The sequence below is a fragment of the Undibacterium paludis genome, from assembly GCF_022568815.1.
In the GTDB taxonomy this organism is placed as follows: domain Bacteria; phylum Pseudomonadota; class Gammaproteobacteria; order Burkholderiales; family Burkholderiaceae_D; genus Undibacterium.
In genome coordinates this window covers 63430-79907 of record NZ_JAKZHX010000011.1, presented here as the reverse complement: position 1 = coordinate 79907, position 16478 = coordinate 63430, and the positions used below count along the sequence as shown (strand labels likewise).

Genomic DNA, 16478 nt, shown 5'->3' with positions numbered 1-16478 from the left:
AAGAATGCTTCATAAAACACGATTTACTTGTCCTGGCTAAGGCAAGAGAATCCCTTGCTTATTCCTTAGGCAAAAATAAATTGATGCGTTTATCGGATTTCACCGCAAGCCGGGATAATAACTTCAATCTGATACGGATCACTGCGGCCATGGCCGTCATGATCAATCATTGCTTCCCCTTGACCGGACAAACAGAACCGTTTCATCACAATCTGGGTATGACCATCGGTAGTATCGCCGTCGATGTCTTCTTTATTGCCAGTGGCTTTCTGGTTACCGGCAGCCTGATCAGGTGCGACAACGTTATGGAATATCTGGTCTGCCGTGGACTGCGCATTTTCCCCGGTCTGATCGTGATGACGTTTCTTTCTGTCTTTTTGCTCGGGCCATTCTTCACTGCATTATCGTGTCAGGCTTATCTGCTCGACAGTAGCACCTACACTTACCTGCTCAGGAACTCCAGCTTGCTGTTTGGCATAGACTATGTCTTGCCCGGTGTATTTGAAACCAACCCTTATAAGAAAGCCGTGAATGGTTCATTGTGGACTTTACTCTACGAATTAAAAATGTATTGGCTTTTGCTGTTTATCTGGTGGCTGTGCAAACCCCGGCCAAAAGCAGGTGACGAAAAATCCCCGGATAAACACCTGGGCATGCCCCAGCTGGTTATCTGCCTGGTAACAGGCGCTGCGATTTACCTTGCCATCGGCCAGGGCACAGCAAGGAGTCATTTGACACAATTTATTTTCATGTTTTTTAGCGGCACCTTCTTTTACCTGATGAAAGGACGTATCGTCTTCAGTCATGGCCTGTTTCTGGCTGGCACGACCGCGTTGATCATCGCCGGGCTGCTCAGTGCACGCTGGTTTGCGCTTGCCTATTACCTGTTTGTAGCTTATCTTTTGCTTTACCTGGCGTTTGTCCCCACTGGAAAAATCCGCGCAATCAATAAACTGGGCGACTATTCTTACGGCGTCTACATTTACGCCTTTCCCGTGCAGCAAGCACTCGTCGCCATGTATCCGGGCATATCCATACTGAATATGGCCTGCTGGTCCACACTCATCACCTTGCTGTTCGCAGCAGCATCCTGGCACATCATCGAACAACCTTCATTACAAAAGAAGACCGTGATACTGTCGGGTTTGAAGAAACTTTTCCGCGTGCGCCAAGCAAGCTAACAAGAAAAGACAAATTGCCTGAGCAGTTGAAAATAATCATGAAGTAGTTCGTTTTGACGAACCTGCATTCTGTTGCCTACACTATGCACCATGAATACATTTGACATCATTTACCGCATACAGTCCGCTTACCCGCGCATTTACCATGCATGTCATGCAGATCACCAGCCTTCACCTGACAAAGCAGTGGCTATCTCCCAGCGTGATGCAACGATCTTGGCTCACCTGAGCACGAGCAGGCCCATGACGCAGGCACAACTGGCCAGGCACCTGGGTATCACCAAATCCACCATGTCCGAGGCCATCAAATACCTGAGCGGACTGGAACTGATCGACGCACAGTTGTCCAGTGACAAACGGGTCCGCCTGCTACGGCTGACAGCTCAGGGCCAGGACATCATGAGCAGGAGTTCAGTACTGGAAGCAGACAAACTTGCCGCACTACTGGCAGAAATGAGTGCAGCAGAAATCAACAAGGCCCTGGCGGGTCTGGAAATATTGGCACAAGCCTGTTTCAGGCTAGTCGACAAAAGAAAGGATGCAGAATGAAGTTTGCCTTGCTGAGCCTTGCCATCATTGTCTTACTGGGTATCGTGATCGTCGTCATGGGCATGCTGGCGCCAAAAGATCATCAGCTCAGCCTGAGTCAGGACTACCCCGTCCCGGCCAGCACCCTGTATCAACTGGTGCGCAATTACGAGGCTTACCCTGGCTGGCGCACCGGTATTAAATCCATGCAAAGGGATGGTGAGCTGCGCTACATAGAAGAATCGGGCCATGGAAAAATCCCCTACAGAATCATAGAAGACCAGCCTGACAAACGCCTGGTGTCAAGAATCGATGACCCTGAGCTGCCGTTTTCCGGCACCTGGACCTTTGAGATCAGCGGCAATCACGGCAGCAGCCAGTTGCGCATCACGGAAACCGGCAGTGTACCCAATCCCCTGATGCGTTTCTTTGCCACTTATGTGTTTTCGCATGAAAAAACCATGCGGACCTATCTGGATGATGTAGAGAGAAAATTCAAGCAAAAAACCTGACTATTACGCGAAACAAAACAGGTCGCCGATGAGCGACCTGTTTTTTATACCAAAGTCTGGTTTACATGACTTTAAGCAGCTTTTTGCGCAGACTGTGCCGTATTGAATTCAGCAATCAGCGTTGCTTCCTTGGCTTTGGCTGCCTTGAAATGCCTTTCCTTGACATGACCATAACCGCGTATGTCTTCAGGAATGCTGGCAATTGCGACTGCCTTGGACAGATTGTCAGCATTAAGCAAAGGCAATAGCTTGTTCAGGGTTTGCTTGTACTCGACTGGCAGGGCACGTTCCATCCTGCGTTCTTCAGTATAACCGAAGATATCGAAAGTACCGCCACGCAGGGACTTGAACTTGGCCAGTACACCGAATGCCTTCATCATCCATGGACCAAACTGCTGCTTGATCAGATGGCCCTTGTCATCGCGCTTGGCCAGCAGCGGTGGTGCGAGATGGAAGTTGATGGCATAGTCACCTTCAAACATGTCGGCAATTTTCTTCTGGAATTTGCCATCGGTGTACAGGCGCGCGACTTCGTACTCATCTTTGTAAGCCATCAGTTTGAACAGGTATTTGGCAACTGCTTCTGTCAGGCGCAAGGGCTTGTTGCCATCGACGAGTTTGCTTTCTGCGGCTTTGACCTGGGCCACAAAGTCACTGTACTGGCTGGCGTAGGCGGCGTCCTGGTAATCTGTCAGGAAAGCCACGCGCTTGTTGATGGTGTCATCCAGCGTAGGTGCACGTTTGAGTTCTATGACTTGTGCCGGTGTCACCAGGCGTTGTACCGCTGCCAGGTCATGCGCAGCCAGACGGCCCCAGTTAAAGGCCTGCTTGTTGAAGTCGATAGAGACGCCATTGAGTTCAATCGCACGCATCAGGGCGACTTCTTCCAGCGGCACCCAGCCTTTTTGCCAGGAATAACCAAGGATGAACATGTTGGTGGCAATATTGTCGCCCATCAAGGCCGTGGCTATCGAAGCAGCGTCGATCAGGTCAACACGGTCCGCACCGCAGGCTTTGCGGATATCACCTTCGGCTGACTCAGCCGGGAATTGCCAGTTCGGGTTCTTGATGAAAGTGGATGTAGGTGAACCATTGGCATTGATGGCGGCGTGGGTACGGCCTTCGCCCATGCGTGACAGGGCATCCTTGCCTGCCGTCACAATGAGGTCACAGCCTATGACCAGGTCAGCCATGCCTGTGCCTACGCGTGTAGATTGTATGTCTTCCGCCTTGTCAGCCAGGCGTACATGTGACATCACAGCGCCGCCTTTTTGCGCCAGACCTGTCATGTCCAGCACAGAACAGGCTTTGCCCTGCAAATGTGCCGCCATCGCCATGATCTGGCCTATGGTGATGACGCCAGTACCACCAACACCAGTCACCAGTACACCGAAAGGTGTCTTGGTGTCAGGCAGGGCTGGATAAGGCAGGGCATTCACGTCGAGTGCATTGCCTGGCTCAATTTTTGTTTTTGCCGGTTTTTTGAGTTTGCCGCCTTCAACAGTAACAAAGCTGGGGCAGAAACCTGTAACGCAAGAAAAATCCTTGTTGCATGAAGACTGGTTGATCTGGCGCTTGCGACCGAATTCGGTTTCCAGCGGCTCGACAGACAGGCAGTTCGATTGCACCGAGCAATCGCCACAGCCTTCACACACAGCTTCATTGATGACTGCGCGTTTGGCCGGGTCAGGGAAGCCAGGTTTGCCATCCTTGTCTATTTTTTTCCTGCGGCGGCGTTTTTCAGAAGCACAGGTCTGGTCATAGATCATCGCAGACACACCCTTGGCCTGGCGCAGTTCGCGCTGCACGGCATCGAGTTCGCTACGGTGACGTACAGTGACGCCAGCAGCCCATGGATAGCCTGCTCCATATTTTTCTGGCTCGTCGGTAACGACGATGATTGGTGATACACCTTCGGCAGCAATCTGGCGCGAAATCATGCCGGGGTCCAGCGGGCCATCGAATTCCTGCCCACCTGTCATGGCAACAGCATCATTGAACAAAATCTTGTAGGTGATATTGACTTCACCCGATACTGCAGCGCGTATCGCCAGCAAACCCGAGTGATAGTAAGTACCATCGCCGAGATTACAGAACACATGGTTCTCAGTCGTGAACGGTGCCTGGCCTACCCAGGTCACGCCCTCTGCGCCCATGTGGGTAAAGGTGGAGGTTTCGCGGTCCATCCAGGTGACCATGTAGTGGCAACCGATACCGGCCAGGGCACGGCTGCCTTCTGGTACTTTGGTGGAGGTATTATGCGGGCAGCCGGAACAGAAATGCGGTACGCGGTCTTTGTTGGGATCAGGTTTGGAAACGGTGTTGAGCATCGCTTCCTTGGCTTCCAGATAAGCCACACGCTCTTTCACGCGCTGCTCTACCGGATGACCGGCGAAGTAACGGCTGATGCGGGAAGCAATCGCCCTGGCGATCTGTGCCGGGCTCAGTTCATAGGTCGCGGGCAGCAGCCATTCACCATGGCCTGAACCATGCAGATTGCTCCATTCGCCACTGTCGTCAAATTTGCCGACCACGCGTGGGCGAACTTTGTCTTCCCAGTTATACAGTTCTTCTTTTAAAGCGTATTCAAGGATCTGACGTTTTTCTTCGACGACCAGGATTTCTTCGAGACCAGTGGCGAATTCACGCACACCTTCAGATTCCAGCGGCCAGGTCAGACCTATCTTGTACAGCCGTATGCCTATGTCCCTTGCGACCTGTTCATCGATGCCGAGATCAGCCAAGGCCTGGCGGGTATCAAGGTAGGATTTACCGGCTGTGATGATACCGATCTTGGCGTGTGGGCTGTCCCAGATGATTTTATTGAGCTTGTTGGCACGTGCATATGCCAGGGCCGCATACCATTTGTAGTTATTCATGCGGATTTCTTGCGCCAGTACCGGGTCTGGTGTGCGGATGTTCACGCCATCGGCAGGCAAGACAAAATCGGCAGGAATAATTGGTTGGACACGCTCAGGGTCGATATCAACGACCGCACCGGATTCCACAATGTCAGTCACGCATTTCATCGATACCCACAGGCCGGTATAGCGCGACATGGCGATGCCATGCAGACCATAATCCAGATACTCTTGTACTGTGGATGGATACAAAACCGGGATGCCGCAAGCCTTGAGTATATGTTCACTCTGATGCGCAGCAGTAGACGATTTGGCAGCATGATCGTCACCTGCCACGACCAGCACACCGCCATGTTTTGAAGTGCCTGCCAGATTGGCATGCTTGAATACGTCGCCGCAACGATCTACACCCGGACCCTTGCCATACCACATGGCGAACACGCCATCGTACTTCGCACCAGGGAACATGTTGACCTGTTGCGTACCCCACACAGTGGTCGCCGCCAGGTCTTCATTCACACCGGGGTGGAATTTGACATGGTGTTTGGCCAGGTGTTTTTTTGCCTTGGCGGCGGTCAGATCGACATTCCCCAACGGTGAGCCACGATAGCCGCTGATGTAGCCACCGGTATTGAGGCCTGCTTTTTCATCTGCCTGGCGCTGCAACATCATCAGGCGTATCAGGGCCTGGGTGCCGGTCATGAAGGCGCGGCCGCGCTCCAGCGTGAATTTGTCGTCGAGGGAAATATTATTGTCGATCAGCGCCTGCTGCTCGGCTTTCAGGGGTGCATTCATGGGGTCTCCGTGCTTTTTATCGTGTGGCAATGGTGTGCGCAACAAAACAGAATCACCTTGTGAGTGAATCATATACTTATTAATCTAGCTTGGCATTGCAATGGGTATGCGATCTCAAGCCAGCAAGATACGGCTCGCACATTACCATGCTGTACTGGCCGACCCAATGGACAGTGTCTCAGAATAAGACCAGTACAGTATGACTGACACTTTGCAAAAGTGTACTGGTCCCATAAGAACGGGGGATTGCTCATACTTGTTTTTTATATATTTAATTTCTGTCGTATCAAGTTGCAGAATCTGCGAAAATAGCTTGTGAGCTTCAGGATCAGCTATTTATTAGCTATTTATTAGCAAGGATAACCATGTCTGGCAATAAATCGACTTTTGCAGAAAAGATCATGCTCCCCTGTACGGCCTTGATGAGTAAACTCAGTTTGCGCACCAAACTGCTGGGCATATTTATTATCCTGCTCGCCCCTATGTTGTTTTTAGCCAGCATAGTCATACAACAAATCCACGCAGATTCGGCACGTGCACATGCCGGTCTTGTTGGCATAGAACTCAACAATCTTGTCATGAAAGTGGTGATACAGACACAGAAGCACCGCGGCCAGGTCAATCTCAAGCTGTCCGGCCAGAACCTTGATGAAGAACTGGGCAAAACCAGGGGCGAACTCAAGAGCAGCCTTGAGCAATTGGCAAAATTCATGGCAGATCATCCTGAGTTGAGTTTGCAGACAGCATGGCAAGCCAGCGGAGACGAGTTACAGCAACTGGCATCGGGTCAGACCGCCGCCAGCGTCAAGGACAATGTTGCCCAGCACAGCCGCCTGATCAGACAGGCTTTGTTGTTTTCCAGCCTGTCCAGCGAAAAAACCGGCCTGCTGACCGATACCGACAATGCCAGCTTCTTGCTGCTTGATATCTCATTGCGCAAGATGCCAGGGTGGATAGAACACCTGGCCCTGTTGCGTGGCCTGGGCTCTACCTATATCAAGACCGGGAGTATGGAATTTCCGGAAAAAGCCGGCATCGTTTCTCGGCTTGATGCAATACAGGCGGCCAGTATTGCGCTCACTGACATGGATGAGGCCATCAAGCGCGCCAGCCTGAGCATGGGGGATGCAGAGCAGGCTACCCTGGATGCCACCAGGGCGTTTTCTGAGCTGGCCAGGAAAAACCTGCTCGGTGAAAGCATCACTGGTGATGCCAGTGCCTTCTTTGCCCAGGGCACGCAGGCAATAGAGAAAGCCCTGGCCCTGCAAGCACAGATGAATGGCAAACTAGGTCAATTGCTAACGGACAGAGCGAATCGGCTTGATCAATATCAGGCTGTGGTCAGCACAGCCATCTTGTTGATGGTGATACTTAGCTGTTACCTGGCGCTGGGCTTCAATCAGGGCTTCATGCTTGCCCTCAATGAGGTTGGCAACTCTGCCAAAGCCGTGGCAGCCGGCGACCTGACCAATAAAGTCCATATCAATGGTCGTGATGAACTCGCAGAAACCGGTCACTTGCTCGAAAGCATGAACAGCAATCTATCCAGACTGGTTGCCAATGTACGCAGCAATGCCAGCATGGTGGCGCAACTTGGCGAGGGACTGGCGACCAGCATCAGTGACCTAACCGTCAGGACAGAACAACAGGCATCAAGCCTGGAACAGACTTCGGCCAGTGTCGATGACCTCGCCGATACCGTGAAAAAGAACGCCGACAGCGCCAAAGCCGTTGATAACCTGGCGGCCAATCTGCGCATCATTACCGAATCCACCGGTGACGCCATGCGCTCAGCAGTGGACTCCATGAATGGCATACATCAGAGCGCACGCAAGGTACAGGAGATAGTCAGCCTGATCGATGGCATTTCTTTCCAGACCGACATCCTCGCCCTGAATGCCGCAGTGGAGGCTTCACGCGCAGGCGAGCATGGCCGCGGCTTTGCCGTCGTCGCCAGCGAAGTGCGCAGCCTGGCGCAACGCAGTGCCGATTCTGCACGCCAGATCAGGCACCTGATCGATGATGCCGTACACAGGGTGGATGATGGAGTGACCCAGATCAGTAACGTCAACCAGACACTGACAGAAATCGTCGATGGAATACGTGGCCTGGCCAATAACATTAATGCCATTTCCACCGCATCGGCTGAGCAAAGCAACGGCCTGTCACAGATATCTGAAGCCCTGCGCCATCTGGACAGTATCACCCAAAGCAATGGACAAATGGCAGAGCAGGCCAAACATGCCTCCATCAGTCTGGAAGAAAAAGCCCAGGCATTGTCACGGGCGGTATCGACTTTCCGCCTGTTGCAAGGTACGGCAGACGAAGCCTACGCCATGGTCAAAAAAGCCGTGGCAGTCTACCAGGCCAAGGGGCGTGGAGCACTGCAGATCATCACGGCCAATACAGACAAATTGTTTGCCGACCGCGACATGTATGTATTTGCCTTTGACAGAAACGGCGATTACCTTGCCTTTGCTGGCAATGCCGCCAAACTGAAAGTCAATCTCTTCCATGTCGATGGCCTCGATGGCCGCAAACTGGTCAGAGATGCTTTTGAATTACCGGCAAGCGGTGGCTGGATCAACTACAAAATTGTCAATCCTGTCTCCAAAAAGACCGAAGCCAAGACTTCCTACATAGAAGCGGTTGACGACAATCTGGTACTCGGTTGTGGGGTATACCAGGTTGGCTGAATGCAGCAGAAGCACGTGACAGCCCTCGACTGAGGCTATAATCGCAAGTATGAAACTCAAATTCACCAAAATGCATGGTGCAGGCAATGATTTTGTCGTCATTGATGCAATCAACCAGCACATCAATTTCACGCCTGCACAATGGCGTTTCATCGCTGACCGCCGTTTTGGCATCGGCGCCGACCAGATTCTGGTGGTAGAACGCCCGGTCCAGCCAGATGTCGATTTTCGTTACCGTATTTACAATGCCGATGGCGGCGAAGTCGAACAATGCGGCAATGGCTCACGTGCGTTTGTTCAATTTGTCATAGAAAAAGGCCTGACAGACAAGACCAGCATACGGGTAGAGACCATGTCCGGCATCATCGAGCCGCGCCTGGAAGCCGATGGCAAGATCACCGTCAATATGGGTGCACCCGTGCTGGAACCGTCCAGAGTCCCTTTCCTCAGCGAAAGCCTGACTGCCAGTCATCAGGGTGATGACAGCCTGTGGCCGCTCGAAATCAATGGCAAACAGGCCTGGATTTCGGCCGTATCCATGGGCAACCCGCATGCTGTGCAGGTCGTGGCCTCAGTCGATGACTATCCGGTGCAGGTTGATGGTCCCCTGATAGAAAACCATCCGCGCTTTCCCAAACGGGTCAATGCCGGGTTCATGCAGATTCTTGATCGCCGCCACATACGTTTGCGCGTCTTTGAACGCGGCGCAGGTGAAACCCTGGCTTGCGGCACCGGCGCCTGTGCCGCCGCCGTAACCGGCATACACCGTGGCTTGCTTGACAGCCCGGTGCGTGTCAGCATGCGTGGCGGAGAACTCTCCATCGCCTGGAAAGGTGAAGGCCATCCGGTTTTCCTCAGCGGCCCTGCCGTGACCGTCTTCGAAGGCGAAATTAATCTTTCAGAAATACAATGAATTCCAACGACATCGCGACCTACCTGATACAACATCCGCACTTTTTTGAAGAGCATGCTGAGTTACTGGGTAGCATCAAACTCACCAGCCCCGTCATGGGCCGTGCCATTTCCTTGCAAGAACGCCAGATGGAAGTGGTACGCGAAAAATACCGTGGCCTGGAACTGCGTATGGCCGACCTGCTCAGGATAGCCCAGGAAAACCATGACATCAGCCAGAAGTTCCAGAGCTGGACCCGCGCCCTCCTGCTGGCACGCAATGATGTTGACCTGCCGCATGCACTGACACAAGGCTTGCAGGACATTTTTGATTTGCCGCATGCCACCCTGCGTCTGTGGGATGTAGCCCCGGACTTTGCGCACACCTGGTTTGCCAGAACAACATCTGATGATGCCCGCCTGTTCGCCAAGGGGTTGAGTACACCATATTGTGGCAAAAACCATGATTTTGAAGCCGCTGGCTGGCTGGAGACCGCTGAACCAGTACAGTCCCTGGCCATGCTGCCCCTGCGCCTGTCTGTAACCGGGCCGACCTTTGGCCTGTTGGTATTGGGTTCACCTGACCCCAACCGCTACACCAAGGACATGGCGACCGACTTCCTGAGCAAGATCGCCGACACCAGCAGTGCAGCACTCAGTTGCCTGGTGGATATGTAAGCAGACGACGCGCTCATGGATACTCCAGGACAGCGACAGCAAAGCGATATCGGCGACTATCTGGAGATACTGCGTAGCCAGCGACAGTTGTCCCCACATACGCTGGACAGCTACCTGCTGGACTTGCAGGAACTGATCAGGCTGGCCGGTCCTACCGAATTGAAGTCACTGAACACCCACCAGATTCGGCGTTTTGCAGCACAGATGCACGGTGCCGGGCAAAGCGCCCGCACCATCGCACGCAAACTGTCCAGCTGGCGCAGTTTTTACCGCTGGCTAGTCGAAAACCATGATCTGCCAGCCAATCCTGTAGAAGGCGTGCGTGCGCCCAAGAAAGGCAAGCCACTTCCCAAGGCTCTGGGCGCAGATGATGCGGTAAGACTGGTCGCACACAAGGGCAGCGATCAACCCACTGCACGTGCCAACCGCGCCATGTTTGAACTCTTGTATTCCAGCGGTTTGCGGGTATCGGAACTGGCCGGACTGGATATCGCCCCGGTGACTGAAACCGGCTACAGTTCGGCTGGCTGGGTCGATATGCGGGAAGGCGAAGTGCATGTCACCGGCAAGGGTGGCAAAGAGCGCATCGTCCCGGTGGGTAATCCAGCTCTGGAAGCCTTGCAGGACTGGCTGGCTGTCCGTGGCAGCTTGCTGAAAAGCGATCCGCATCCCCTATTCCTCAGTGGACGCGGCAGCCGCATTTCTACCCGGCTGATACAGCTGCGCATAAAGGCACATGCGCAGAGTCTCGACATACCTGCCAATGTGCACCCGCACATGTTGCGGCATTCTTTTGCCTCCCATGTTCTGCAATCATCCGGCGATCTGCGTGCCGTGCAGGAGATGCTTGGTCACAGCTCGATTGCAGCGACCCAGGTTTACACTTCTCTGGATTTCCAGCATCTGGCCAAGGTGTATGACCAGGCACATCCGCGTGCCAAGAAATAAGCAGCAAAATATTTAGAACCTGATTACGATCTGTAGCGAGCGAGCATCAGCGGGCGAAGAGCAGCGCAAAAAGCGGAGTGTACTGAAGTACATGAGCATTTTGAGCAGCAAATGAGCCCCGATCACGTTCGCGCAGTAAGATCGTAAGCAGGTTCTTAGCGCAAGACCATTTCCACACGCCTGTTCTTGGAACGACCTGCCTCAGCCGCATTCGAAGCCCGCGGTGCCAGCGGGCCTACACCCTTGGCAATCAATCGCGCGTCGGCAATGCCATAGCCTTTGAGTGCATCGACCACAGCCTGGGCGCGCTTGCCTGACAAAGTCATGTTGTAGTCAAGCACACCCTGGGTGTCGGTATGGCCGACGATATAGACTGCAGCACTATTGGCTTTCAGGTATTTCGCCATTTCATCAAGCTGCGGTTTGGATTCCGGCTTGATGACGGCCTTGTCAGTGTCAAAGTACAGGCCATAAAAACTGACTGCGCCATTGGCCGCCAGTTCCTTGCTGATGGCGTCGGCATCAACGGTGACAATATTCTGTTCCATGGCCCTGGGTTCAAGCACTTCCACCAAGACGGTGACACGATCACTGAGGCTGTCGGTCAGGTCGCCCATGGTACCGCCGGAATTCAGTGCCGCATACACACCCACATAGGTCGTGGCGGCGCCGCTGCCCTTTTGCAGCAAGGCATAGCGCAAGTCCTTGGCGCCATCGAAGACGCCAGAGACAAAACGGTTACGGTTAACATCGTAACCTTCACCCTGGACATGGGTACGCTTTTCATTCCAGTTATATTTCAGGCTTTTGAAAGAAGGACCGCAACTTTCGTTGTCGCACTGGAATGCCGGCTTGAAACCTTTGCTGCCCAGACTGTCCGTGAAGTTACGAAACACTTCCAGCGAAGAGCGGCCTTTGGGCGCCACATAAACGGTACGTGTCAGCGTTCCCTCGGCTTTTTGCACTTTGGAAAATTTCTTGTTGCTGCTGTAATCGGGTTCAGTTGCCGGACCAGCCGGAAAACTGATTTCATCAAAGGCTTTTTGTGTCTGCAGCAATATGGTGGAACCCTGGTAACGGCCGGTCAGAGGATGGTCTTTGGCATTGGGCGCATCCGTGGTCAGGACTTTTTCATAAGCCGGGTTGACGGCAGCCTGCGCGAACTGGGCACTTGCCACGATCAGGCTCAACAGCAAAGGTTTCATTAATGTACGCATCACGACACCGGCCTCCCTGGAGAATATAGTTTTTTACAACAGCCAGTTAATGTAGCATAAGCACAAAGGAGTTCAGCAATTTCCATATTTGCTTACAAATACAAGTAATTGCTTTCCTTGATTTGCCCCATAAAAAAACAAAAAAAGCAGCGAATTCGCTGCTTTTTTGTACTGTATTTGATTTCTTTATGCTTTGACCAGTTTCAGGCTGGTGGCATCGGCAGTCAGATAGCCAACCGCAGCTGCGAAGCGGTTTTTGTAGTTGGCACGTACCAGAGGGTCCAGTGTGGACTGCACGTTGCTGTGCAGAGGTGACAACCAGTCACCCGCATGCTGGAAATTACTTGTGATGTAAGTCCAGCCATTGAGGTCATCGACAACGGACAGGCCTGTCGATTCTGCACCGGCAGGCATGGATGCCAGGCGTGACAGTTTTTTCGTATCGACGTTATAGGCCCACAAGAAATTATTCACGTGCTGGCTGCTGTCTTCACCGATGAACAAGGTGCGCAGTTTTTCCGAGAACTTCAGATTATCAGGATTGGCAACCTTATCAGGATTGGCGGTATTGCCCAGCGTATCCGGAGCAAGCTTGCCACTGGCATCCAGATAGTCCTCACCAATCAACAGTACCTTGGTTTGTGTTGGCACCCATTCACTATTGATGGCGCCGCCGCTGGTGTCTTTTTGCCCGCCAGTCAGGGTGTGGGCCAGCACGGCACCGGCTGTCACGACTTTTTCTAACGTCACACCATAGGCTTCGTTCCAGCCTGCATTGCCGCGTACCATGGATGCCTGCATGTTCTGCAAGGCAGAATAGGCAATCTTGTCCTTGGCATTAACCGTTGTACCTTCCAGTTTGGTCAAGGCCATGCTGCCTCCGACGTAAGATGCGTAACGATGTGTTTCCAGGAAGGCTGCTGCTTTTTCCATTCCTGGCTTGATCTTGATCCACTGCGGTTTGCCGCTGTAGAAAATCTTGGTGAAGCTGGCGTCTTTAGGATCGGTTGTCGCCACTTCCATGATGTCGGCAGGCTTGATGGTATTCGCCATGTTTTCGATTTCTGCACTGGTAGCGGAACCGAGCTTGATCCAGGTCAGCGAAGCACCTGCAGCGGCAGGATCAATGGAGAAGCCAGAACCGATCTTGGCGACATACAGGGAACCGGAAGACAGGTCTTTTTCTTTGTCAGCAACGAAAATGAAGATACCGCCATTGGTTGCATCATCACCCATCAGGGCGGTGCGGTTGTCGGGCATGACCTGTATCAGTTCATGCGAGATACGCCCCATGCAGTAGTGCTTCTTGATGGTACCTGTACCGTCAGGGTTGACTGTCACTTCAGGCAGATGGCCATAGTGGTAAGGATTGGCCTTGTTCTCATCGCCAAACAGATTGGTGCTATAAGCCTTGAACTGTGTGTTGCTGGAAATCGTGTAGGCGTCTGGCTCGTATTCTTCGCTGGACAGGTGCGTACCCCATGGCGACAGGCTGGCGCCGCAGGTAATCCACAGGCCATTGACCTTGGAGGTATCGACATTGTGGTATTTCACGAGGCTCAGCTTGCCGGTAGTCTGGTCCTGGTCCAGGGTCAGGACAGCGATAGGTGAAGGCAGTTTGCCATACATATCGGTCTTTTCATCCTGTGCCCAGGTCGTATATTCAAATTGCACAACGGCGAAAACTGCCTTGCCCTTGATGCCGGCAACAGTGGGATTGGCAACCGACAGCAGCGAAGTACCGTCAGGCGAATCAGAGAAGAATTGACGCTCTTTACCTGCAACAGTTTTATCAATAATCGGCTTGTTATTAATGTCGACATAACCACCGGCCAGGATAGTACCGCCATTGCCATTGGAAACCATATCGCCTGTCGTAAAGAAAGGCTGATAAGCAAGCTTGAACGCCTGCGAGCTATTGTCACTGAAATTCACACTCAGGCTGGAGCCGACCGAAGTGGTCGCCATTGCTGCAGCATTTGCCAGTGATGGCGCAGGCATTGCGGTAAATTCAGCACTGGTAAAATTGACGGCAACCGGCACTTGTGGTGTCACCGCGGTATTGCTGCTGCCGCCGCAGGCAGACAATAATGACGCTGTGGACATCGCGCCCAGCGGCAGCAAAGGAGCGCCAGCCAGGAATTTAAGTGCCTGACGGCGACCGAGTTGAGGTTGATCTGACATGATTCTAATTCCAATAGTTGATTGCAACAAAATGCGCCAGTTAGAGGAGCAATTACGCCGCTGGGGTAATGGGTTTACAGCCTGCCTGAGCGCTTGCCACGCAAGGCAAGTTCGGGCAGGAGTATAAAAAGCGAATATGACAGGCAAGTGAAACGCAGCAAACAATCCACAGACACGACGCATTTCTCTGTATTTGTCAGCGAATTGTGCACAGAGCCATTTTGCAACTGAATTGCATTTTTGAGGCATAATAATGTCTGTATCTGTGCGCTGCCCGTGCAAACCCGTGCCAGACCACCATAGAAGGATTCAGCAAGGATTTATGAAATCTCAGTCAGCTATCGCAAAATTGCCTGCCAGCCAGAGCCGCCATCAAGCATCTGTCATGCTGTCCGAAGCAGGCATTCGTGCAACCGATGCCCGTCTCAGCGTGTTGTCGGAGCTGTTGTTCAGCCAGCGTGCACTGTCCCACCTGGAAGTGCACGACGCCCTGCCCGATATGGACAGGGTGACACTGTACAGGGCACTTGACTGCCTGACCGATGCCGGTCTGGCACACAAGATTTCTGGTGATGACAGGGTATTTCGCTATAGCACAGGCAGTGATGCTGTCACCAGTAAAGAAAAGGCCGTGCAGCACCAGCATGGGCATTTCAAATGTACACGTTGCGCCCGGGTCTTTTGCCTCGATGATGCGCAGCAGCCAGCCACCCTCGGCGAACAATTGCAAGCCACCTTGCAGGCAACCCTGGGGCGCGGTTTTCAAAGTCACGACATAGAACTGACCATCAAGGGTTGGTGTGCAGACTGTAGCAAGTAAACGAAAGAGAAAGCATCATGGCATTGATCCCCACCACCATACTGACCGGTTTTTTGGGTGCCGGCAAAACTACCCTGCTCAACCGCATCCTGCAAGAAGATCACGGCCACAAGATCGCTGTCATCGAAAATGAATTCGGCCAGGAGAACATCGACAATGAAATCCTGGTACAGGACAGTAATGAGCAGATCGTGGAGATGAATAATGGCTGCGTCTGTTGCACGGTACGCGGCGATCTTATCGTTGCCCTCTCCAAACTGATAGAACAGAAAAATGCCGGCAAGCTCAGCTTTGACCGCGTCATCATAGAAACCACGGGCCTGGCCAATCCTGGCCCGGTAGCCCAGACTTTCTTTGTCGATGAAGAAATCGGCACCTACTATATGCTTGATGCCGTGGTCACCGTTGTCGATGCCCGCCATGGCATGCAGCAGCTTGACGAGCATGAAGAAGCCCAGCGCCAGGTTGGTTTTGCCGACAAGATATTGCTCTCCAAAACCGATCTGGTCGATGCCGAGCAAATAGCCATGCTGCGCACCCGCCTGGCCCGCATGAACCCGCGCGCGCCAATTTCGCCAGTGGACTTTGGCAAGATAGCCATCAGCGAAGTGCTGGATTTGAAAGGTTTCAACCTGAATGCTAAGCTGGATCTGGACCCGGATTTTTTACGTGCTGAGGAAGAAGAACATCACCACGAAGAAGGGCATTGCGATGAACATTGCACACATGAGCACCATCATCATGACGGCCATCATGGTGACAAGCATGCGCACAACCATCACCATGCCCATCATTCTGACGACATTGCTGCCTTCGTCTTCAAGAGTACCCGCCCCTTCAATACCGGCCAGCTTGATGAATTCCTTGGTGGCCTGGTACAAGTGTTTGGGCCGCGCATGTTGCGCTATAAGGGCGTCTTGCTGATGGAGGGTGCAGACCGTAAAGTGATCTTCCAGGGTGTCCACCAGATCATGGGAACAGACATCGGCGCCAAATGGGGGGAAAATGAATTGCGTGAAAGCAAGATGGTATTTATTGGTAAAAATCTACCTAAAGACATATTTATTCAAGGTTTGGAGCATTGTTTGGTATAAACTAGCGGGCTATTGAAGTCAGACCTTGTCTGTCGTGCAAGTGGCATTCATGCAAATGTCATTTACTTTATCA

Annotated in this window: 12 protein-coding genes; 9 read left to right on the top strand and 3 right to left on the bottom strand. The window is 52.7% G+C overall.

Annotated elements, in window-relative coordinates:
- The first annotated feature begins 83 nt into the window (after positions 1–83).
- The 3 genes from LZ463_RS19015 (at position 84) to LZ463_RS19005 (ending at position 2221) form a co-directional block, all read left to right on the top strand.
- On the top strand, positions 84–1181 hold the full coding sequence (locus LZ463_RS19015) for an acyltransferase family protein (protein ID WP_241457394.1): 1098 nt from the start codon (positions 84–86) through the stop codon (positions 1179–1181).
- A gap of 90 nt (positions 1182–1271) precedes the next feature.
- Entirely contained in the window at positions 1272–1730 is a 459-nt protein-coding gene (locus LZ463_RS19010; protein ID WP_241457393.1) for a MarR family winged helix-turn-helix transcriptional regulator, read from the top strand.
- The gene (locus LZ463_RS19005) at positions 1727–2221 is read left to right on the top strand and encodes an SRPBCC family protein (protein WP_241457392.1); all 495 of its coding nucleotides are present in this window, start codon (positions 1727–1729) and stop codon (positions 2219–2221) included. The genes LZ463_RS19010 and LZ463_RS19005 overlap by 4 nt, the downstream gene beginning before the upstream one ends.
- Positions 2222–2292: 71 nt before the next feature.
- Here LZ463_RS19005 and LZ463_RS19000 read toward each other — a convergent pair whose 3' ends face one another.
- The gene (locus LZ463_RS19000; protein ID WP_241457391.1) at positions 2293–5877 is read right to left on the bottom strand and encodes an indolepyruvate ferredoxin oxidoreductase family protein; all 3585 of its coding nucleotides are present in this window, start codon (positions 5875–5877) and stop codon (positions 2293–2295) included.
- 365 nt (positions 5878–6242) lie between these two features.
- Between LZ463_RS19000 and LZ463_RS18995 the strand changes: the two genes are divergently transcribed.
- Genes LZ463_RS18995 through xerC form a run of 4 tightly spaced genes read left to right on the top strand, consistent with a single transcriptional unit; the run spans position 6243 to position 11090 of the window.
- Entirely contained in the window at positions 6243–8573 is a 2331-nt protein-coding gene (locus LZ463_RS18995; RefSeq protein WP_241457390.1) for a methyl-accepting chemotaxis protein, read from the top strand.
- A gap of 49 nt (positions 8574–8622) precedes the next feature.
- Positions 8623–9486, top strand: coding sequence for a diaminopimelate epimerase (gene dapF / locus LZ463_RS18990; protein WP_241457389.1), 864 nt, complete (start codon positions 8623–8625; stop codon positions 9484–9486).
- The gene (locus LZ463_RS18985; RefSeq protein WP_241457388.1) at positions 9483–10142 is read left to right on the top strand and encodes a DUF484 family protein; all 660 of its coding nucleotides are present in this window, start codon (positions 9483–9485) and stop codon (positions 10140–10142) included. The genes dapF and LZ463_RS18985 overlap by 4 nt, the downstream gene beginning before the upstream one ends.
- 15 nt (positions 10143–10157) lie before the next feature.
- Positions 10158–11090 (top strand): tyrosine recombinase XerC, encoded by a 933-nt coding sequence (gene xerC, locus LZ463_RS18980; protein ID WP_241457387.1) that lies wholly within the window; start codon positions 10158–10160, stop codon positions 11088–11090.
- 155 nt (positions 11091–11245) lie between these two features.
- Here the strand turns inward: xerC and LZ463_RS18975 are convergent, their stop codons facing one another.
- Both LZ463_RS18975 and LZ463_RS18970 read right to left on the bottom strand, forming a co-directional pair.
- Entirely contained in the window at positions 11246–12307 is a 1062-nt protein-coding gene (locus tag LZ463_RS18975; RefSeq protein ID WP_241457386.1) for an OmpA family protein, read from the bottom strand.
- Positions 12308–12493: 186 nt separating this feature from the next.
- A complete protein-coding gene (locus tag LZ463_RS18970; RefSeq protein WP_241457385.1) occupies positions 12494–14491 on the bottom strand; it encodes a PhoX family protein in 1998 nt (665 codons plus the stop codon).
- 322 nt (positions 14492–14813) lie between these two features.
- On the opposite strand from LZ463_RS18970, the gene LZ463_RS18965 reads away from it, so the two are divergent.
- Together LZ463_RS18965 and LZ463_RS18960 are read left to right on the top strand one after the other, a co-directional pair.
- Positions 14814–15311 (top strand): Fur family transcriptional regulator, encoded by a 498-nt coding sequence (locus tag LZ463_RS18965; protein ID WP_241457384.1) that lies wholly within the window; start codon positions 14814–14816, stop codon positions 15309–15311.
- 17 nt (positions 15312–15328) lie between these two features.
- A complete protein-coding gene (locus LZ463_RS18960; protein ID WP_241457383.1) occupies positions 15329–16405 on the top strand; it encodes a CobW family GTP-binding protein in 1077 nt (358 codons plus the stop codon).
- The last annotated feature ends 73 nt before the right edge of the window (positions 16406–16478 follow it).